Source organism: Kaistia granuli DSM 23481 (genome assembly GCF_000380505.1).
In the GTDB taxonomy this organism is placed as follows: Bacteria; Pseudomonadota; Alphaproteobacteria; order Rhizobiales; family Kaistiaceae; genus Kaistia; species Kaistia granuli.
Map to the genome: position 1 here is coordinate 486926 of NZ_AQYH01000007.1, position 17640 is coordinate 504565.

19 protein-coding genes are annotated in these 17640 nt (G+C 66.9%); 13 read left to right on the forward strand and 6 right to left on the reverse strand.

Annotated features, from left to right (window positions below):
- Positions 1–61: 61 nt before the first annotated feature.
- Both aroB and G342_RS0112220 read right to left on the reverse strand, forming a co-directional pair.
- Positions 62–1186 (reverse strand): 3-dehydroquinate synthase, encoded by a 1125-nt coding sequence (gene aroB / locus G342_RS0112215; protein WP_018183431.1) that lies wholly within the window; start codon positions 1184–1186, stop codon positions 62–64.
- A 4-nt stretch (positions 1187–1190) separates the two neighbouring features.
- On the reverse strand, positions 1191–1796 hold the full coding sequence (locus tag G342_RS0112220; RefSeq protein ID WP_018183432.1) for a shikimate kinase: 606 nt from the start codon (positions 1794–1796) through the stop codon (positions 1191–1193).
- Positions 1797–2012: 216 nt separating this feature from the next.
- Here G342_RS0112220 and G342_RS0112225 point away from each other — a divergent pair, with 216 nt between their 5' ends.
- From G342_RS0112225 to G342_RS24025, 4 genes are all read left to right on the forward strand, one after another.
- Positions 2013–2162, forward strand: a complete 150-nt coding sequence (locus tag G342_RS0112225) for a hypothetical protein (RefSeq protein ID WP_018183433.1) — start codon at positions 2013–2015, stop codon at positions 2160–2162.
- Positions 2162–3121: a site-specific tyrosine recombinase XerD gene (gene xerD / locus G342_RS0112230; protein WP_018183434.1), complete on the forward strand. Its 960-nt coding sequence runs from the start codon at positions 2162–2164 to the stop codon at positions 3119–3121. The genes G342_RS0112225 and xerD overlap by 1 nt, the downstream gene beginning before the upstream one ends.
- Positions 3122–3248: 127 nt before the next feature.
- On the forward strand, positions 3249–4202 hold the full coding sequence (locus tag G342_RS0112235; protein ID WP_018183435.1) for an acetyl-CoA carboxylase carboxyltransferase subunit alpha: 954 nt from the start codon (positions 3249–3251) through the stop codon (positions 4200–4202).
- 136 nt (positions 4203–4338) lie between these two features.
- Positions 4339–5478 carry a L,D-transpeptidase family protein gene (locus tag G342_RS24025; RefSeq protein WP_156830905.1) on the forward strand — a complete coding sequence of 380 codons (1140 nt, stop codon included), beginning with the start codon at positions 4339–4341 and terminating at the stop codon, positions 5476–5478.
- A gap of 93 nt (positions 5479–5571) precedes the next feature.
- Here the strand turns inward: G342_RS24025 and G342_RS0112245 are convergent, their stop codons facing one another.
- Together G342_RS0112245 and secA are read right to left on the reverse strand one after the other, a co-directional pair.
- Positions 5572–6351: an aminoglycoside nucleotidyltransferase ANT9 gene (locus tag G342_RS0112245; RefSeq protein WP_018183437.1), complete on the reverse strand. Its 780-nt coding sequence runs from the start codon at positions 6349–6351 to the stop codon at positions 5572–5574.
- Positions 6352–6487: 136 nt separating this feature from the next.
- A complete protein-coding gene (gene secA, locus G342_RS0112250) occupies positions 6488–9211 on the reverse strand; it encodes a preprotein translocase subunit SecA (RefSeq protein ID WP_018183438.1) in 2724 nt (907 codons plus the stop codon).
- Positions 9212–9590: 379 nt separating this feature from the next.
- On the opposite strand from secA, the gene G342_RS0112255 reads away from it, so the two are divergent.
- From G342_RS0112255 to G342_RS0112275, 5 genes are all read left to right on the forward strand, one after another.
- Positions 9591–10427, forward strand: a complete 837-nt coding sequence (locus G342_RS0112255) for a peptidylprolyl isomerase (protein WP_018183439.1) — start codon at positions 9591–9593, stop codon at positions 10425–10427.
- Positions 10428–10583: 156 nt separating this feature from the next.
- Complete coding sequence (gene argJ, locus G342_RS0112260; RefSeq protein WP_018183440.1) at positions 10584–11816, forward strand: bifunctional glutamate N-acetyltransferase/amino-acid acetyltransferase ArgJ; 1233 nt, start codon at positions 10584–10586, stop codon at positions 11814–11816.
- Positions 11797–12600 carry a GNAT family N-acetyltransferase gene (locus tag G342_RS0112265; protein WP_018183441.1) on the forward strand — a complete coding sequence of 268 codons (804 nt, stop codon included), beginning with the start codon at positions 11797–11799 and terminating at the stop codon, positions 12598–12600. The genes argJ and G342_RS0112265 overlap by 20 nt, the downstream gene beginning before the upstream one ends.
- 8 nt (positions 12601–12608) lie before the next feature.
- Positions 12609–13007 (forward strand): 8-oxo-dGTP diphosphatase MutT, encoded by a 399-nt coding sequence (mutT, locus tag G342_RS0112270; RefSeq protein WP_018183442.1) that lies wholly within the window; start codon positions 12609–12611, stop codon positions 13005–13007.
- A gap of 51 nt (positions 13008–13058) precedes the next feature.
- Positions 13059–13271 carry a Flp family type IVb pilin gene (locus G342_RS0112275; protein WP_156830906.1) on the forward strand — a complete coding sequence of 71 codons (213 nt, stop codon included), beginning with the start codon at positions 13059–13061 and terminating at the stop codon, positions 13269–13271.
- 7 nt (positions 13272–13278) lie between these two features.
- On the opposite strand, the gene G342_RS0112280 is transcribed toward G342_RS0112275, so the two are convergent.
- A complete protein-coding gene (locus tag G342_RS0112280) occupies positions 13279–14160 on the reverse strand; it encodes a methyltransferase domain-containing protein (RefSeq protein ID WP_018183444.1) in 882 nt (293 codons plus the stop codon).
- Positions 14161–14271: 111 nt separating this feature from the next.
- Between G342_RS0112280 and G342_RS0112285 the strand changes: the two genes are divergently transcribed.
- From G342_RS0112285 to G342_RS0112300, 4 genes are read left to right on the forward strand one after another with little or no spacing between them, the layout of a single operon-like run.
- Positions 14272–15033, forward strand: a complete 762-nt coding sequence (locus tag G342_RS0112285) for a ComF family protein (protein WP_245557268.1) — start codon at positions 14272–14274, stop codon at positions 15031–15033.
- Between the two features lie 37 nt (positions 15034–15070).
- On the forward strand, positions 15071–15328 hold the full coding sequence (gene grxC, locus G342_RS0112290; RefSeq protein WP_018183446.1) for a glutaredoxin 3: 258 nt from the start codon (positions 15071–15073) through the stop codon (positions 15326–15328).
- 40 nt (positions 15329–15368) lie between these two features.
- Positions 15369–16220 carry a carbon-nitrogen hydrolase family protein gene (locus G342_RS0112295; protein WP_018183447.1) on the forward strand — a complete coding sequence of 284 codons (852 nt, stop codon included), beginning with the start codon at positions 15369–15371 and terminating at the stop codon, positions 16218–16220.
- 15 nt (positions 16221–16235) lie between these two features.
- Positions 16236–16670, forward strand: a complete 435-nt coding sequence (locus G342_RS0112300) for a DUF1178 family protein (protein ID WP_018183448.1) — start codon at positions 16236–16238, stop codon at positions 16668–16670.
- Positions 16671–16721: 51 nt separating this feature from the next.
- Here the strand turns inward: G342_RS0112300 and ubiG are convergent, their stop codons facing one another.
- Positions 16722–17474 (reverse strand): bifunctional 2-polyprenyl-6-hydroxyphenol methylase/3-demethylubiquinol 3-O-methyltransferase UbiG, encoded by a 753-nt coding sequence (gene ubiG / locus G342_RS0112305; protein ID WP_018183449.1) that lies wholly within the window; start codon positions 17472–17474, stop codon positions 16722–16724.
- Positions 17475–17640: the final 166 nt, after the last annotated feature.

Genomic DNA, 17640 nt, shown 5'->3' on the forward strand with positions numbered 1-17640 from the left:
GGATGACGGTGTGTGAGGCCGTGCGGGTGTCTTCCCTCCGTCCTGCCGCGTCCCCGAAGAATCAGTCCGCCAGCTTGTCGGCGAGGAAGGCCTGGACGGCCGCCGGCGGAACGTCCTTGGCGATGAAGGCCTGGCCGATGCCACGCGTCAGGATGAAGGTCAGCGTGCCGCGCGAGACCTTCTTGTCCTGCGCGATCCGCTTCATCAGGTCCTCGGCATCCGGAAGGCCGCCCGGCACGTCGGAGAGCCGGGTCGGCAGGCCGACCGCCTTCAGATGCGCCTCGACGCGGGCGCCGTCATCCGGCGAGCAGAGGTTCATGCGGGCCGAGAACTGATGCGCCAGCACCATGCCGATGGCGACGCCCTCGCCATGCACGAGGCGCTGCGAATAGCCGGTCGCCGATTCGAGCGCGTGGCCGAAAGTGTGGCCGAGATTGAGCAGCGCGCGCTCGCCGGTCTCGTGCTCGTCGGCCGCGACCACCTTGGCCTTGGCGCGGCAGCTGGTCGCCACCGCGTGTTCGCGCTCCGGTCCGCCGGCAAGGATGCCCCGCCAGTTCTGCTCCAGCCAGGCGAAGAAGGCCGGATCGTCGATCAGGCCGTATTTCGCCACTTCGGCGTAGCCGGCGCGGAATTCGCGCGGCGAAAGGGTGTCGAGAACGCCCGTATCGGCGATGACGAGGTCGGGCTGGTGGAAGGCGCCGACGAGGTTCTTGCCCTCGGCCGTGTTAATGCCGGTCTTGCCGCCGACCGAGCTGTCGACCTGCGCCAGCAGCGAGGTCGGGATCTGGACGAAACGCATGCCGCGCCGGGCGATCGCCGCCGCGAAGCCAGCGAGATCGCCGACGACGCCGCCGCCCAGCGCGATGACGATGTCGCCGCGCTCGAGCCGGGCGGCGAGAATGGCGCGGGTGACCGTTTCGAGCGTCCGGAAATTCTTGGAAGCCTCGCCGGGCGCGACGAGGATCGGCTCGCTCGGGATGCCGGCGGCGTCGAGCGAGGCGGTGAGGGTGGCGAGATGCAGGCCCGCCACGGTCTCGTCGGTGACGACAGCCGCGCGCACCTTGGGCAGGCGTTCGGCGATGGCGCGGCCGGCATCGGCGAGCAGGCCGCGGCCGATCAGGATGTCGTAGGCGCGGCTGCCCAGCGCGACGGGGACCGAGGTGATGTCGGCGGCTTCGGCGGTCATCGGATCAGCTTTCCTGCGCATTCGCCTCGGCTGCCAGGAAGGCGAGCAGGGCTTCGATGGTTTCGTCGGCGACGATCTCGTGCGTTACGTCGCGCGACAGGATGTGGATGTTCGCCGCGGCATAGACCGGGTCGCGCTCCGCCATCAGCCGGCGCATCGTGCCCTCGGGGTCGGGCGTCTGCAGCAGCGGCCGGTTGGCGCGCTTGCGGACGCGGGCCATGAGCACGTCGAGCTCGGCCCGGAGCCAGATCGAGACGGCGCCGTCGAGGATGGCCGCCCGCGTCTCGTCATTCATGAAGGCGCCGCCGCCGGTTGCCAGCACCTTCGGCGTGCCATCGAGCAGGCGCTTGATCACCCGCCGCTCGCCGTCGCGAAAATAGGCCTCGCCATGCTGGGCGAAGATTTCAGGGATGGTGGCGTCGGCCGCCTTCTCGATCTCGGCGTCGGCGTCGATGAAGGGCAGGTGAAGCTTGGCGGCGATGCGCTTGCCGACGGAGGTCTTGCCGGCGCCCATCAAACCGACCAGCACGATGGCGCGCGGACCGAGGCGGCTGTTCACGGCCGCCGCAGCTGCGGTGCTTTCATTCTCTGGAACGATGCTCTCGATCATGGTTCCGCAGCTCCTCGTCGGCCTCTGCCGAGGTAGAACCGGACCCGGGCGATGCTGTCAAGCAGGCGCGCCGCCGTGAATGGGGAGGATTGGCTTTGAAGGCGGCCCGAGAGAGCGTGGATGGCGGCGTGGCGCGCGCGGGGCGACGCCCTTGCCAGAAGCGCTTCGGCGTGGCCATAACCAGAGATCCACGATCCGGAGGTCCGGGACCGGTCCATGCCGACCTTGTCGCGCTTCATCGTCGCCTGCATCCTGCTCGCGCTCGCCGGCTATGCCGTCGTGTTCGGACTGGCCAACTATGTCGAGCCGACGAAGCGCGAGATCACGATCCGGGTCCCCACCGACAAGCTCCTGCAGGAACCATGATGGCCGCGAAGTCGAAGGGCGGGCGATCGCTCGCCGGGCTGCATCATCTCGAAGCCTTCCTGGAGATGATGAGCGCCGAGCGCGGCGCCTCGCCGCATACGCTCTCCTCTTATCGCCGCGACCTCGAGGACTATGCCGATTTCCTCGTTGGCCATGGCCTCGACTTCGAGCGGGCGACGCTCGCCGACGTGCGGGCCTATCTGGTCGACCTCGAAGTCCGCGGTTTCGCCGCCTCTTCCGCCGCGCGCCGTCTGTCGGCGCTCCGGCAGTTGCATCGCTTTCTGTTCGCCGAGGGCGTGCGGGCGGATGATCCTTCCGGCATCGTCGAGGGGCCGAAGCGCAAGGTGCCGATCCCCAAGGTGCTGTCGGAGGCCGAAGTCGACCGGCTGCTAGCCACCGCCGAAGCCAATGTCGGCGCCGCCAAGACGGCCGCCGCGGCGCTCCGGGCCGCCCGCCTCGCGGCTTTGCTCGAGACGCTCTACGCCTCCGGCATGCGCGTTTCCGAACTGGTGGCGCTGCCTTCCTCAGCGGCGCGGGCGGATCTGCGCGTGCTGATCGTGCGCGGCAAGGGCAACAAGGAGCGCATGGTGCCGCTGACGGGGCGCTCGCGCGAGGCGATCGCCCGCTATGTCGCGCTCCGCCGCGAGCATGAGGGCAAGGCGCCGAGCGGGCAGTGGCTGTTTCCCTCCTTCGGTGACAGCGGCACGCTGACGCGCCAGGCCTTCGCCCGCGATTTGAAGGACCTCGCGGTCGCTGCCGGCATCCCGGCCGCTCGCGTCTCGCCGCATGTGCTGCGCCATGCCTTCGCCAGCCACCTGCTGCAGAACGGCGCCGATCTCCGCATCGTCCAGCAATTGCTCGGCCACGCCGACATCTCGACGACGCAGATCTATACGCATGTGCTGGAGGAGAGGCTGCGCGCGCTCGTCGCCGAGCACCATCCGCTGGCGAAATCGTGACGGAATCGACGCCTTACGATCGGGTCAACTTGACACCGCCGGGCCTTGCAGCCAGTGTGCGCGCACTTTCGGGGAGGTCTATCCGGCCGCCCGCATTAAGCCATGTTTGTACGGCTTGAAGGTCTGGATGCGAACCTTTCTTGAATTTGAAAAACCCGTCGCCGATCTCCAGGGCAAGGTGCAGGAACTCCGCGCCATGGCCGAGAAGGGTGACGCCGTCGCGGTCGGTGACGAGATCGCCAAGCTGGAGGCGAAGGCCGGCCAGGCCTTGGCCGACATCTATGCCAAGCTGACGCCCTGGCAGAAGACGCAGGTGGCGCGCCATCCCGACCGGCCCCATTTCGTCGACTACGCCAAGCGGCTGATCACCGATTTCACGCCGCTCGCCGGCGACCGCAAGTTCGGCGAAGACCAGGCGATCCTCGCCGGCTTTGGCCGCTTCCGCGGCCGCCCGGTCGCCGTCATGGGCCAGGAAAAGGGCCATGACACCGAGAGCCGGCTCCGGCACAATTTCGGCATGGCGCGGCCCGAGGGCTACCGCAAGGCCGTGCGCATCATGGAACTGGCCGAGCGCTTTGGTCTTCCGGTGATCGCGCTGGTCGACACCGCCGGCGCCTATCCGGGCATCGACGCCGAGGAACGCGGCCAGGCCGAGGCGATCGCGCGCTCGACCGAGGCGGCGCTGGGCCTCGGCACGCCGAACGTCTCCGTCATCATCGGCGAGGGCGGCTCCGGCGGCGCGATCGCCATCGCGACGGCGAATCGCGTCCTGATGCTGGAGCATTCGATCTACAGCGTGATCTCGCCGGAAGGCGCGGCCTCGATCCTCTGGCGCGACGGCAGCCGCGCGCAGGACGCGGCGACCAACATGAAGATCACGGCGCAGGACCTGTTCCGCTTCCACGTCATCGACGAGATCGTCCCCGAGCCGATGGGCGGCGCCCATCGCGATCCGGACGTCGCCGTCGACGCGACGGGCAATGCGATCGAGCAGGCGCTGGCCGCGTTCGACGGCATGTCGGAAGCCGATATCAAGCGTCAGCGTCGCGAGAAGTTTCTCGCGATCGGCCGGACGCTTTGACACGATTCCGCCTGTCTTCCAGCCTATTGAGCATGTGATTCGGTCCGTACGCCCCTGAATTGTGGGGGCGTCCGGTCGTTCAGAGACGGGATGGAGCCGGTTGCCCCGTGACGGCGAGGCTCCTCAGGGGTGTTGCATGCCAGGTTCCGCGTTTTTCGCTCGTCTTCGCAAGGCTGCCTTGCTGGTGGCGGTCGGGCTCACGCTCGCCGCTTGTCAGGATGCCGGCGTTCCCAAGCACATGAAGCCGCTTCCCGCCAAGGTCAAGGCGAAGATGGAGCAGCTCAACATGGACCCGAAGGCGCCGATCTATATCCGCTCCTTCAAGGAAACGTCCGAGTTCGAGGTCTGGAAACAGCGCCGCGACGGCACCTATGGCCTGCTCAGCACCTATTCGATCTGCAAATGGTCCGGCAAACTCGGCCCGAAGATCAAGGAAGGCGACCGCCAGGCGCCGGAGGGCTTCTATACGGTCCGGCCCGGCCAGATGAACCCGAATTCGAGCTATTACCTCTCGTTCGACATCGGGTTCCCGAACGCCTTCGACCAGTCGCTCGGACGCTATGGGACCAATCTGATGGTGCATGGCGCCTGTTCCTCGGCCGGTTGCTATTCGATGACCGACGAATCCGCCGGCGAGATCTACTGGCTCGCGCGCGATTCCTTCATCGGCGGCCAGCGCTCGTTCGAGGTGCATCTCTATCCGTTCCGCATGACGCCCGAGAACATGGCCCGTCATCGCAACGACCCGAACATGCCGTTCTGGCGGATGCTGAAGGATGGCAGCGATCATTTCGAGGTGACGCGCAAGCCGCCGGTCGTCGGCGTCTGCGACAAGCGCTACGTCTTCGATGTGAATACCAGCAGCAAGCTGAACGCGTCGGCGGCCTGCCCGACCGACATGCGCGTGCCGGAATGGCTCGACGCGGCGGTGAAGCAGAAGCAGGCGAAGGACCAGCAGATCTTCGTGGCGACGGCGGCCAAGCTCGACGGCCAGGACCAGGTCGCGGCCTCCAAGGCCGTCACCGACGAAGCGGCCCGCCAGGCTTCGGCCGATGCGGCGGTGCTCGCATCCGCCCCGGCCGCCTTCGCGACGCCGGTCGTCGCCGAGGGCAACGCCGCGTCGATGGCGATCGACGGCGTTCCGGCGCCCGGCATGCCGATCCCGGTGCCGTCGCCCGTGCGAATGACCATGGAGCCTGCGGCGTCGGCTTCACCTGCCGCCGTCGAGAAGAAGCCGAGCTTCTGGGACAAGTTCAAGCGCCGCCAGCCGTCGTAAGGCCTTGTCGTTCCCGCTGAACGGATCCCGGGTCACACCCGGGATGACGGCGGCGTGGTGGGCGGGCGGCCAGGAAGCGGGCCGGGCAAGCCGCTACAGAAGCTCAGCGATCCGTTGGCGCAGGAACGTTGCCGCTAGTCCGGCTTCAGCCTGCCTGGTGGCCCAATCGTCGGCGCGGCTCCCCAGATAGGCTTCGCGCGCATAGTCGAGCGTGCCGGCTTCCGGACTCGGCATGCGGGTGGTTGCCCAGGTGGCGGCGACATCCTTGGCGACGAAATCTCCCGTGGTGGCGGTTCGCCACATCCGCGCCAAGGTGAGCAGGACGTTCCGCTCATCCCCGTGCAATCCCTCGACCAGCGCCGGCAGCGCCTCGCGCATCGCGCGGCGAACCTGCTCCGGCGGGATTTCCGGAATCAGCTCCGTCGCGTCGGGGCCGATCAGGGGAATGGCCTGTCCCCGGGCCTGCGCCAGGATCAGGGTATGTTCCGGATCGGCAGCTGGGACAGCAAGGCCGCCGGCTTCGAATGCCTGCCGCAGCCATTCGCCATACATGAACTCCGCCCGAGCCGGGAAGTCCGGCGCCACGAGTTCGGGGCTCTGAAACACCATCACCTCGATGCAGCGAGGTCCGCCGGGCGGGGCGGGATGGGGGCCTGAGATCTGCAGGAGCGTCGATAGCAGGCTCCGGCTCTGAGCCGCGGTCATCGGAGCGTCGATGACGGCCAGCAGGTCGATGTCGCTTTGCGGCCGCAGGCCGCCAGCGACGGCCGAACCGTGCAGGTAGATGCCGAGCAGCGAATCCTGAAGCAGGGCGCGTATGGCGTCGGTCGCCGCTCTCACCTGTCCGAGGGGCTCGGGTGCACCTTCCGGCATGGTTGTCCTCCTGAGATCGTCCGGCAGCGATACCGGCGCGGCGTTTCAAACGGCTTGGCGAAACCTAGGCACGAAAAAGCCCGGCATGCGACATGCCGGGCTTTTCATGGTGACCGCTTGGGAAGCGGGCGTTACCTCAGGCGAGCTTGCCGTGGCAATGCTTGAACTTCTTGCCCGAGCCGCAGGGGCAGGGCGCGTTGCGCTGCAGGCGACCCCAGGTCGTCGGATCGTTCGGATCGACGCCGAGCGCCGCGAAGCCGGCGGCGGCATCGGCATTCTGCAGCAGCGGCTCGTCGAACTCGTTCTCGCCTGAGAACGGGTCGATATGCATCGCCTGCAGGTTGTCCATGTCCATGTCATCCGGCGCCAGCGGCGGCGACTGCATGATCTCGACGCGCATCATCTGGGCGGTGACGGCCTCGCGCAGGTTCTGCAGCATCGCCTCGAACAGCTCGAATGCTTCGGTCTTGTACTCGTTCAGCGGGTCGCGCTGGGCGTAGCCACGGAAGCCGATGACCTGGCGCAGATGGTCGAGGGTGACCAGGTGTTCGCGCCAGAGGTGATCCAGCGTCTGCAGCAGCACGGCCTTCTCGACCTGGCGCATGACCGTCGGCGAGAAGCGCTCGGTACGGGCGGCGGCGGCTTCGTCGCCAGCCTTCTGCACGCGCTCCAGCACTTCTGCGTCGGCGATGCCTTCCTCGGCTGCCCAGGCCTCGACCGGCAGGTCGAGATTGACGGCGGCGATCAGCGCCTCGTGCAGGCCCTTGGCGTCCCACTGCTCGGGATAGGCCTTTTCCGGTATGTGCTTGGCGACCAGATTGGCGATCACCTCGTGGCGCATGTCGTCGACGGTGGAGGCGACGTCTTCCTCGGCCATCAACTCGACGCGCTGGTCGAAGATGACCTTGCGCTGGTCGTTCATGACGTCGTCGTATTTCAGCAGGTTCTTGCGGATGTCGAAGTTGCGCGCCTCGACCTTCTGCTGCGCCTTTTCCAGCGCCCGGTTGATCCAGGGATGGACGATCGCCTCGTCCTCCTTGAGGCCGAGCTTCTGCAGCATGCCGTCCATACGCTCGGAGCCGAAGATGCGCATCAGATCGTCCTGCAGCGACAGGAAGAAGTGCGAATGGCCCGGATCGCCCTGGCGGCCGGAACGACCGCGCAGCTGGTTGTCGATGCGGCGGCTTTCATGCCGCTCGGTGCCGATGACGTAGAGACCGCCGGCGGCGAGCGCCTTGTCCTTGAGGACGGCGATCTCGGCCTTGATCTCCTCGATCCGGCGCTCGCGCTCGGCCTCGTCGAGCACGTCGCCGAGCTCGCGCTCGATCCGCATCTCGAGGTTGCCGCCGAGTTTGATGTCGGTACCGCGGCCGGCCATGTTGGTGGCGATCGTCACGGCGCCGGGCACGCCGGCCTGGGCGACGATATAGGCTTCCTGCTCGTGATAGCGCGCGTTCAGGACCTGATGCGGCACCTTCTCCTTCTTCAGGATATCGGCGAGCAGTTCGGACTTCTCGATCGAGGTCGTGCCGACGAGCACGGGCTGGCCGCGCTGGCTGCAATCCTTGATGACGCGGATGATCGCCTTGTATTTCTCGGCCGCCGTCCGGTAGACCTCGTCGTCGTCATCGACGCGGGAGATCGGCAGGTTGGTCGGAATCTCGAGGACCTCGAGGCCATAGATGTCGAGGAATTCGGACGCTTCCGTCTGCGCCGTACCTGTCATGCCGGCCAGCTTCTCGTACATGCGGAAATAGTTCTGGAAGGTGATCGAGGCCAGAGTCTGGTTTTCCGGCTGGATCTTGACGTGCTCTTTCGCTTCCAGCGCCTGGTGCAGGCCTTCCGAATAGCGACGGCCCGGCATCATGCGGCCAGTGAACTCGTCGATGATGACGACCTCGTCGTCCTTGACGATATAGTCCTTGTCGCGCTGGAACAGGCGGTGCGCCCGCAGACCCTGGTTGATATGGTGGACGACGGTGACGTTCTCGACGTCATAGAGCGAATCGCCCTTCAGCAGGCCCGCTTCGGTCAGCAGCTGCTCAAGCTTCTCGTTGCCGGCCTCGGTGAAATTGGCGGTGCGCTGCTTCTCGTCGATCTCGTAGTCTTCCGGCGCGAGGGCGGGAATGAACGCATCGATCGTGGTGTAGAGTTCCGAGCGGTCGTCGAGCGGGCCGGAGATGATCAGCGGCGTGCGCGCCTCGTCGATCAGGATCGAGTCGACTTCGTCGACGATCGCGTAATGATGCGGGCGCTGCACCATCTGGCCGAGCTCGTACTTCATGTTATCGCGCAGATAATCGAAGCCATACTCGTTGTTGGTGCCGTAGGTGATGTCGCAGGCATAGGCCGCGCGACGCTGGTCGTCGTCGAGGCCGTGCACGATGACGCCGACCGACAGGCCGAGGAAGCGGTAGAGCTTGCCCATCCACTCGGCGTCGCGGCTGGCGAGATAGTCGTTGACGGTGACGACGTGGACGCCGCGGCCGGTCAGTGCGTTCAGGTAGACCGGCAGCGTCGCCACCAGCGTCTTGCCTTCACCCGTCTTCATCTCGGCGATCGAACCGTCGTTCAGCACCATGCCGCCGATCAGCTGCACGTCGAAATGACGCATGCCGAGGGCGCGCTTGGCGCCTTCGCGGACGGTTGCGAAAGCCGGAACCAGCAGCTCGTCGACCGACTTGCCGGCGGCGATCTCCTGCTTGAACTGTTCCGTTCGGGCGCGGAGCTGGTCGTCGGTGAGCTTGGCAAGCTCGGCTTCCAGCGCATTGATCTGCGCGACCTGGGGCCGGTAGCCCTTGACGCGGCGGTCATTGGCGGAGCCGAAAATTTTGCGCGCGAGCGAACCGAGACCGACCATGGGTCATCCTTGATGTTGGTCCGGGCCGCCCGAAGAAGGCGTGGGGGGCGCCGGGTTCTTGTTGTCGGCGCGATCGCATCCGCTGCGACGAAGGCCGGAAACCGTCAGAGCGCCGTAACCTCAGATGTCACAGCGTTCTGGACGCCGAGTTCCGAGACAGATAAGAGGGGGCACAATGGTTGTCAACGTGGACACCGGCCCGTCCAATGCCCGGAAAATGCCGGAATTGCAGCAGATCCACGCACCTGATCGTGTCGGGTAGTCCCTACTCTTCACTTATCCCTCCGTAACGGAACAGGACAAGTCCATGACGTCACGAGTTTCATCTTCCCTGTCGGCCCTGCGCGGCCCTGCTTTGGCCGTCCTCGGTCTGATGGCGATGGCGCTTCCCGCGGCGGCCCAGGACGCGGCGCCGGCGGCTGCACCGGCGGCGGCACCGGTCGACCCCAAGGCGGTCCTCGCCACGGTCAATGGCCAGCCGATCACCGAAGCCGACCTGTCGCTCGCCGGCGAGGACTTCGCCGAGGAGCTCGCGAAGGTCGCGCCGGAACAGCGCCGCAAGGCCATCCTCGACGTCCTCGTCGACCTGCGCCTGATGGCGGGCGCAGCCGAAAAGGACGGGCTCGACAAGTCGGAAGAGTTCCAGCGTCGCCTGGCCCTGCTGCGCGCCCGCGCGCTCCGCAACGAGTTCTTCCGCACCAAGGTCGACCTCGCGGTCACTGACGAGGCGGTCAAGAAGCGCTACGAGGCCGAAGTCGCCAAGATCGTGCCGGAAGAGGAAGTCCACGCCGCGCATATCCTGGTCGAGACCGAGGACGAGGCCAAGGCAATCATCAAGGAGCTCGATGGCGGCGGCGATTTCGCCAAGCTGGCCCAGGAGAAGTCGAAGGACCCCGGCTCGGGCAAGATGGGCGGCGATCTCGGCTTCTTCACCAAGGGCAAGATGATCAAGGAGTTCGAGGACGCGGCCTTCGCGCTCGAGCCCGGCAAGTACACCGAGAAGCCGGTCAAGTCGCAGTACGGCTACCACGTCATCAAGTCGGTCGAGAAGCGCAAGCAGCCGCTGCCGACCTATGACCAGGTCAAGGACCAGGTCCGCCAGCTCGTGCTGCGCGACACCTTCGTCGACACCGTCTCGAAGCTGCGCACCGACGGCAAGGTCGAGATCCTCGACCCGGCGCTGAAGGCCGCCCCGTCGCAGCCGCCGGCGCAGTAACCGGTCGCAGGGTTAACGGAATGCTAACGGAAGGGCCGGACATCGTCCGGCCCTTTTGCGTTCGGGGATCGTTGCGCCGATCTGAAACGGCTTGCGCGTGACAAGCGGTTCGGGCAGAGGGTTGGCTTTCCCAGTGCCCGAAACAGCCGAGGCATCATGTCCACCGCCGTCTCCCCTCTCGCCGTCCCCTTTCCCGACATGCCGCCGATCGAGGGCGTGCGCTTTGCGACGGCCGAGGCCGGCATCAAGTACCGGAACCGGCTCGACGTTTTCCTGGCGCTTTTCGCGGCGGGCACCACGGTGGCCGGCGTCTTCACCAAGTCGAAATGCCCGTCGGCGCCCGTCGACTGGTGCCGGGAATCGCTGGCGGGCGGCACCGCGCGGGCGCTGCTGGTCAATTCCGGCAACGCCAATGCCTTCACCGGCAAGAAGGGCCGCGAGACGACCCGATTGCAGGGCGAACTGGCGGCCAAGGTCGCGGATTGCCGCCCCGATGAAGTCTTCCTCGCCTCGACCGGCGTGATCGGCGAGCCGCTCGATGCCCAGAAATTCGCCGCCGTCCTGCCGGACGCCGCAGCCCGCGCCGCGCGTGGTCCCTGGGTCGACGCCGCCCGCGCCATCATGACCACTGACACCTTCCCGAAGGGCTCGACCCGGCAGGTGAAGCTCGGTGGCGCCACGGTGACGATCAACGGCATCGCCAAGGGCGCCGGCATGATCGCGCCCGACATGGCGACCATGCTCTCCTTCGTCGCCACCGACGCCGCCATCGCCGCGCCCGTGCTGCAAGCTCTGCTTTCGAAGGGCGTCGACGGCAGCTTCAATTCGGTCACCGTCGACAGCGACACCTCGACCTCCGACACGCTGCTGCTGTTCGCGACCGGCAAGGCGGCCGGCGCCGAACTCATCTCCGATCCCGCCGATCCCCGCCTCGCCGATTTCGCGGCGGCGCTGGACGACGTGCTGCTCGACCTCGCTACCCAGGTGGCGCGCGACGGCGAAGGCGCCCGCAAGCTGATCGAAGTCCGCGTCGAGGGCGCCGTCTCCGACGCCTCCGCCAAGCGCATCGCCTTGTCGATCGCCAATTCGCCGCTGGTGAAGACGGCGGCGGCGGGCGAGGACGCCAATTGGGGCCGCGTCGTCATGGCCGTCGGCAAGGCCGGTGAGCCGGCCGATCGCGACAGGCTGTCGATCTCGTTTGGCGACACCCGCGTCGCCTTCGAAGGCGAGCGCGATCCCGACTATTCCGAGGCTGCCGCTTCCGCCTACATGAAGAACAAGGAAATCGTCATCACCGCCGAGATCGGCCTCGGCACCGGCCGGGCGACGGTCTGGACCTGTGACCTCACCAAGGAATATGTCGCGATCAATGGCGATTATCGGAGCTGATTCGACCGGAACGGAAGGCAATCTGCCGACGACGCTCGCGATCGAGGCGGCGTGCCTTTCCGCATGGCCGGCGATCAGCACGGTGCATGACGGCGCCTGGATCTGGCGCTTCGCGCATGGCTACAGCAAGCGGTCGAATTCGTTCCAGAGTCTCGACCCGGCCGATGACGGCGATGCCGATCGCCGGATCGCCTATCTGGCGGCGCTGTCGGCCCGCAACGGCATCGAGCCGGTGTTCCGGGTAACGCCGCTCGCCGGTCCGGGCGTCCTCGAGGCGCTCGATCACGGCGGCTGGGCCGCTTTCGACGAGAGCTGCGTGCTGGCGATGGATCTCGACGGCAGGAGCTTCGAGCGCACCGGTGACGTCCGCTTTTTCAACCCCACCGATCCGCGTTGGTTTCGGGCCCAGACGGCGTTGAGCGCCGGCCCGGGCAAGACGGTCGAGACACTGAAGACCCTGCTCGGCCTGATCGCGCCGGAGGCGCGGGGCGTTGTCACCTATGCGCCCGACGGCACGCCGGCCGCCGCGGCACTCGCCGTCAATGCCGGCGGGATCGGCGTCTATCTGAACGTTGTGACCGACCGGACGAAGCGTCGGCAGGGTTATGGCGCGACCGTGATGCGGGCGGCGATCGGCTGGACGATCGACAATGGTGCCCGATCGGCGGCGATCCAGGTCAGTGCCGACAATGTGCCGGCCATCCGCCTCTATGAGGAGCTCGGTTTCGTCGAGCAGTATCGCTATCACTACCGCCAGCCGGCCGGTCCGTCCCGCCCAGCCTGAGAGATTTGATGAAAACGCTGCTCGTCGTTGCCTGCGCCCTGGTCGATGTCGACAACCGGATCCTGATCGCGCAGCGTCCCGAGGGGAAGTCGCTGGCCGGCCTCTGGGAGTTTCCGGGCGGCAAGGTCGATGCCGGCGAGACGCCGGAAGCGGCGCTGATCCGCGAACTGCGCGAGGAACTGGGCGTCGAGACCAAGACGGCATGCCTGGCGCCGCTGACCTTCGCCAGCCACACCTATGACGATTTCCATCTCCTGATGCCGCTCTATGTCTGCCGCCGCTGGACCGGATTTCCGCGCAGCCTCGAGGGCCAGGCGCTCAAATGGGTCCGGGCGAAGCAACTCCGCGACTATCCGATGCCGCCGGCAGACGAGCCGCTGATCGCACCGTTAATCGAGCTTTTATGAGTTTGCGCGAGCCTGTGGCCTGAGGGCGTCGCATGTCGCGGCGCCAGGGACGTGGCGACGCCGCTGTCCGGGCAAGGCATTTCTATGCGCGCGGCCGCTGGACATTCCCTGAAACGCTTCCTGCGCCACCGACGCGGGGCGGTCCTGGCTGAGTACGGACTCATCATCGGCGTCATCCTGATCGCGCTGATCGGCGTGACGATGACGGGCGGCGGCATCGTTTCCCTCTACGAGCGGCTCGTGGCGGTCGTCCTCGGCGCCTGACGCCGTTTTATTCGTCCCGCCGATCCTTCGTCTCCTTGGCTTCCGCATCCTTTCGCGCCGCTTCGATCGCGTCGGCGAGCCGCAGCTTCGCCGATCCCGGCTTCAGCGGCTTTTGCTGGCTTTCATGCGGCGCCCAGCCGGACAACGCGATCAATTCGAAGGTGGCACGGATGCGACCGTCGGCATCGGCAAATCGTTCGGCATAGAGGGCGGCGGCGCGGGCGAGGATCGTGCGGGTCAGCGGACGCGGATCGCGCGCCGTCAGTGCGTTGGTGGCGCCCATGGCGCGCAGATCCCGCATCAGGTGGAAGATGCTGTCGTAGCGCACCGTCAAACGGTCACTGTCGGTGACGGGGAGGGCGAAGCCGGCCCGCTGCAACAGCGCGCCGATGTCGCGTATGTCGGCGAAGGGGGCGACGCGCGGCGCGGCGCCGCCGCGAATGTCGCTCTCCGCGATCGTCAGCACGGTCCTGAGCTCGTTCAGCGTGTCGCCGCCGGCAAGCGTCGCCAGGAACAGGCCATCCGGACGCAGCGCCCGCCTGATCTGGGCGAACAGGCCGGGGAGGTCATTAACCCATTGCAGTTGCAGCACGCTGACCGCGAGATCGAGCGAACCGGCCGCCAGAGGCAGCGCCTCGCTTTCGCGCAGCGGGATCCGCTCGACGGCGCCGCCCTGGCCAGCCTCGGCAAGCGCGGCGGCGAGCGCCGGCGAGAGCGAGCCGATGTCGGCGCCATGTTCGAAGCGGCGGTTCACCGTCGCCAGCCTTTCGACCAGGTCCGCGACGGCGTGAGTCAGCAGGAAGTCGCTGCCGGCGATCGCCATGCGTTCGGCGCGAGCGCGATGCTGCTCGAGAAGCCTGCGGTCGAAGAGGATGGGGGCGCCGGCCATGGAGGTGCTTTTCTGCTGATGCGGGTTCGCGGTGGTTATGGAACTCCCCACCCTTCCGGTCAAAGCCGATCTGCATTACGTTACGTCATGCGAGCGGGTAGGGCGATCGACATGCGGGCCTTCCTCGGGGAGTTCGGTGCGCGGGTAGGAGCTGCCGGCCGGCGGGTAGTGGATATCGCCCTGCCGCCGGCCTGCATGGCCTGCGCGCGGCCGGTGGCGGTGACCGGCGCGCTTTGCCCGGGCTGCTGGAGCGGCCTCCGGCTGATCGAGCAGCCGTTCTGCCGGCGGCTCGCCATACCGTTCAGCTACGATATCGGCCCCGAGGCGCTTTCGGCCGAGGCTATCGCCGATCCACCGCCCTTCGAGAGGTTGCGGGCCGTCGCCGTCTATGACGCGGTTTCCGGGCGGATCGTGCAGGCGCTCAAATATCACGACCATACCGAGCTCGCCCGGTCGATCGGCGCCATGATGGCGCGGGCGGCGGGCGAACTGGCGCCGGAGACCGATCTGGTCGTGCCGGTGCCGCTGCATCGCGGTCGCCTCTGGCAGCGGCGCTTCAACCAGTCGGCGATGATCGCGGCGGAAATCGCGCGCCGGATCGGGCAACCGCATGTCCCGGATCTCGTTGAACGAATCAAGGCGACGCGCCGGCAGGTGGGATTGCGGGCGACGGCGCGCTTGGCCAACGTCCAGGGCGCCTTTCGCGTTTCCGCGGAAGCGCGGTTGAAGGTGGCGGGGCGTCGGGTTCTCCTGGTTGACGACGTCTACACGACCGGTGCGACGGTCAAGGCGGTGACCAGGGCGCTCTTGCGCGGGGGAGCGAGCGGGGTCGACGTGGTCGTCTTCGCCCGGGTTGTCGAAGGGCTGGGCTGAAGCCTATATAGGCCACTCCCAATCATCAGGAACGAACATGGCCGAAGTGATTATCTACACCCGGCAGGCCTGCGGATACTGCTCCGCTGCCAAGCGCCTGCTGGACCGGAAAGGCGTCCCCTATGTGGAGCTGGATGCAACTGGAAAGCCGGATTTGCGACAGGAAATGATCGAGCGGGCCAATGGCCGCGCCACCTTCCCGCAGATCTTCGTCGGCGCCCACCATGTCGGCGGCTGCGATGACCTTCATGATCTCGACGGCCAGGGCCGTCTGGATCTGCTGCTGGCGTCGTGACGGGCGCCAAACTTCTTTCAGTCCTTCAAGGAGACAGCCGATGACGAGCTTCAAAGCGGCTTGCGTCCAGATGCGCAGCGGTCGTTCGGTGGCAAGGAACGTCGATGATGCGGAGGCGCTGATCCGCGCCGCCGCCGCGGCCGGTGCTGGCTACGTTCTGACGCCGGAGATGACGACGATCCTCGATCGCGACAAGGCAGCGCTTCTCGCCGCCATCGGCCCGGAGGAGATCGATCTGTCGCTGCAGCGCTTCCGCGAGATCGCGCGCGAACTCGGCATCCATCTGCATATCGGCTCGATGGCGATCAAGCTCGGCGACGACCACATCGCCAACCGCTCGTTCCTGATCGCGCCGAATGGCTCGGTCGTTGGTCGATACGACAAGATCCACATGTTCGACGTCGATCTGTCGGGCGGCGAGAGCTACCGCGAATCCGCCACCTATCGCCCTGGCGAGACCGCCGTCGTCGCCGATTTGCCCTGGACGAAGCTCGGCCTCACCATCTGCTACGATGTCCGTTTCCCGGCACTGCACCGCACGCTGGCCAAGGCCGGCGCCGCCGTTCTCGCTGTCCCTGCCGCCTTCACCAAGAAGACGGGCGAGGCGCACTGGCACGTCCTGCTGCGCTCGCGCGCCATAGAGACCGGTTCCTACGTGGTAGCCGCCGCGCAGGCCGGCCATCACGAGGACGGCCGCGACACCTATGGCCACAGCATGATCATCGATCCGTGGGGCAAGATCCTCGCCGAGGCGGACGATCAACCGGGCTTCATCATCGCCGAGATCGACCCGGCCTTCTCGGCATCGGCCCGCCAGGCAATCCCGGCGCTTGCCAATGCCCGCGATTTCGCCCTGCCGGAAATGCCGCAGGTCGGTTCTTTCGTGATCTGACCCCATATAGAGTTCATGATCCGGTACAACCTTGTCTGCGTCGCAGGCCATGATTTCGAGAGCTGGTTCCGTGATGCCGCTGCCTTCGACAAGGCGGCGGCAGCGCATGCCGTCAGTTGTCCGCAATGCGGCACGACCGATGTCGTGAAGGCGCTGATGGCGCCTTCGGTTGCCACCGCGCGCAAGCGCGAGGCAGCCGCTCTCAAGGTGGCTACCCCCGATCCGCGCCAGGTGGCGATGGTCGAGATGATGCGCAAGCTGCGCGAGCATGTGACCGAGAATGCCGACTATGTCGGCGACAAATTCGCCGAGGAGGCGCGCAAGATCCACTATCAGGAGGTCGAGGCGCGCGGCATCTATGGCGAAGCGTCGCCCGAAGAGGCGCGCTCGCTGATGGAGGAGGGGGTCGAGTTCCTGCCTCTGCCGGTCCTGCCCGAGGAGGGCAACTAGCCGGCTCCGAGCCCGCGCTTCGACGGCGCGGGCCGTTGCCTCCGGGCAACCCTACCGGCGTACGGCCGACAGCATGTAGTTGACGTCCATGTCGGACGACAGGTGCCACTGATCCCGCAGGGGATTGTAGACGACACCGGTCTCGCTCGAGAGCTCGAGCCCGTTCTCGCCGAGCGCTGTCGACAATTCCGATGGCCGCACCAGCTTTTCGTAGCTGTGCGTGCCGCGCGGCAACCAGCCCAGCACGACTTCCGCCCCGAAGATTGCCAGCGCCCAGGCCTTGGGCGTGCGATTGATGGTCGAGAGCACTATCAGACCGCCGGGCTTCACCATCGCCGAGATCTCGCGGATGAACAGCGGCAGGTCCGCCACGTGCTCGACAATCTCCATCGCGAGCACGATGTCGAAACGCTCGCCGGCGGCGCCGAGCGCCTCGGCCGTGGTTGCGCGGTAGTCGATGGCGAGCCCGGCCTCCCGGGCATGGAGCTCGGCGACGCCGATATTGGTGGCGGAGGCGTCCGCGCCAACGACGTCGGCGCCGAGCCGGGCCATCGGCTCGGACAGCAGCCCGCCACCGCAGCCGATATCGAGCACGCGCAGACCGGTGAGGGCCTTCGGATCCCGGACATCGCGGCCGAAGAGCTTCGCCGCCTCGTCCTTGATGAAGCCGATGCGGATCGGGTTCAGGCGATGCAGCGGGCCGAACTTGCCCTTCGGCGCCCACCACTCGCTGGCGATCGCGGAAAAATGGGCGATCTCGTCCTGATCAACCGTCGACGCGGCGGGCGTGGGCGAGGGGGGCATGGGCGCAGAGGACTTGGGCGCAGAGGACTTGGGCGCAGAGGACATGGGCGGCTCCTTCATCGCGGAACGTCGTCGGGGGCGTTGGCGAAGTCAAGACGGGCGGCGTGACGCATCCGCGATCCGGCCGATCGCGGCGGCCTTTCCCTTCATTTCCAGCCCGGCTGCG

Bases quoted from the DNA above. Each gene is read 5' to 3' on its own strand.
- aroB (WP_018183431.1), bottom strand. From the start codon at position 1,186: ATGACCGCCGAAGCCGCCGACATCACCTCGGTCCCCGTCGCGCTGGGC.
- G342_RS0112220 (WP_018183432.1), bottom strand. From the start codon at position 1,796: ATGATCGAGAGCATCGTTCCAGAGAATGAAAGCACCGCAGCTGCGGCG.
- G342_RS0112225 (WP_018183433.1), top strand. From the start codon at position 2,013: ATGCCGACCTTGTCGCGCTTCATCGTCGCCTGCATCCTGCTCGCGCTC.
- xerD (WP_018183434.1), top strand. From the start codon at position 2,162: ATGGCCGCGAAGTCGAAGGGCGGGCGATCGCTCGCCGGGCTGCATCAT.
- G342_RS0112235 (WP_018183435.1), top strand. From the start codon at position 3,249: ATGCGAACCTTTCTTGAATTTGAAAAACCCGTCGCCGATCTCCAGGGC.
- G342_RS24025 (WP_156830905.1), top strand. From the start codon at position 4,339: ATGCCAGGTTCCGCGTTTTTCGCTCGTCTTCGCAAGGCTGCCTTGCTG.
- G342_RS0112245 (WP_018183437.1), bottom strand. From the start codon at position 6,351: ATGCCGGAAGGTGCACCCGAGCCCCTCGGACAGGTGAGAGCGGCGACC.
- secA (WP_018183438.1), bottom strand. From the start codon at position 9,211: ATGGTCGGTCTCGGTTCGCTCGCGCGCAAAATTTTCGGCTCCGCCAAT.
- G342_RS0112255 (WP_018183439.1), top strand. From the start codon at position 9,591: ATGGCGCTTCCCGCGGCGGCCCAGGACGCGGCGCCGGCGGCTGCACCG.
- argJ (WP_018183440.1), top strand. From the start codon at position 10,584: ATGTCCACCGCCGTCTCCCCTCTCGCCGTCCCCTTTCCCGACATGCCG.
- G342_RS0112265 (WP_018183441.1), top strand. From the start codon at position 11,797: ATGGCGATTATCGGAGCTGATTCGACCGGAACGGAAGGCAATCTGCCG.
- mutT (WP_018183442.1), top strand. From the start codon at position 12,609: ATGAAAACGCTGCTCGTCGTTGCCTGCGCCCTGGTCGATGTCGACAAC.
- G342_RS0112280 (WP_018183444.1), bottom strand. From the start codon at position 14,160: ATGGCCGGCGCCCCCATCCTCTTCGACCGCAGGCTTCTCGAGCAGCAT.
- G342_RS0112285 (WP_245557268.1), top strand. From the start codon at position 14,272: ATGCGGGCCTTCCTCGGGGAGTTCGGTGCGCGGGTAGGAGCTGCCGGC.
- grxC (WP_018183446.1), top strand. From the start codon at position 15,071: ATGGCCGAAGTGATTATCTACACCCGGCAGGCCTGCGGATACTGCTCC.
- G342_RS0112295 (WP_018183447.1), top strand. From the start codon at position 15,369: ATGACGAGCTTCAAAGCGGCTTGCGTCCAGATGCGCAGCGGTCGTTCG.
- G342_RS0112300 (WP_018183448.1), top strand. From the start codon at position 16,236: ATGATCCGGTACAACCTTGTCTGCGTCGCAGGCCATGATTTCGAGAGC.
- ubiG (WP_018183449.1), bottom strand. From the start codon at position 17,474: ATGCCCCCCTCGCCCACGCCCGCCGCGTCGACGGTTGATCAGGACGAG.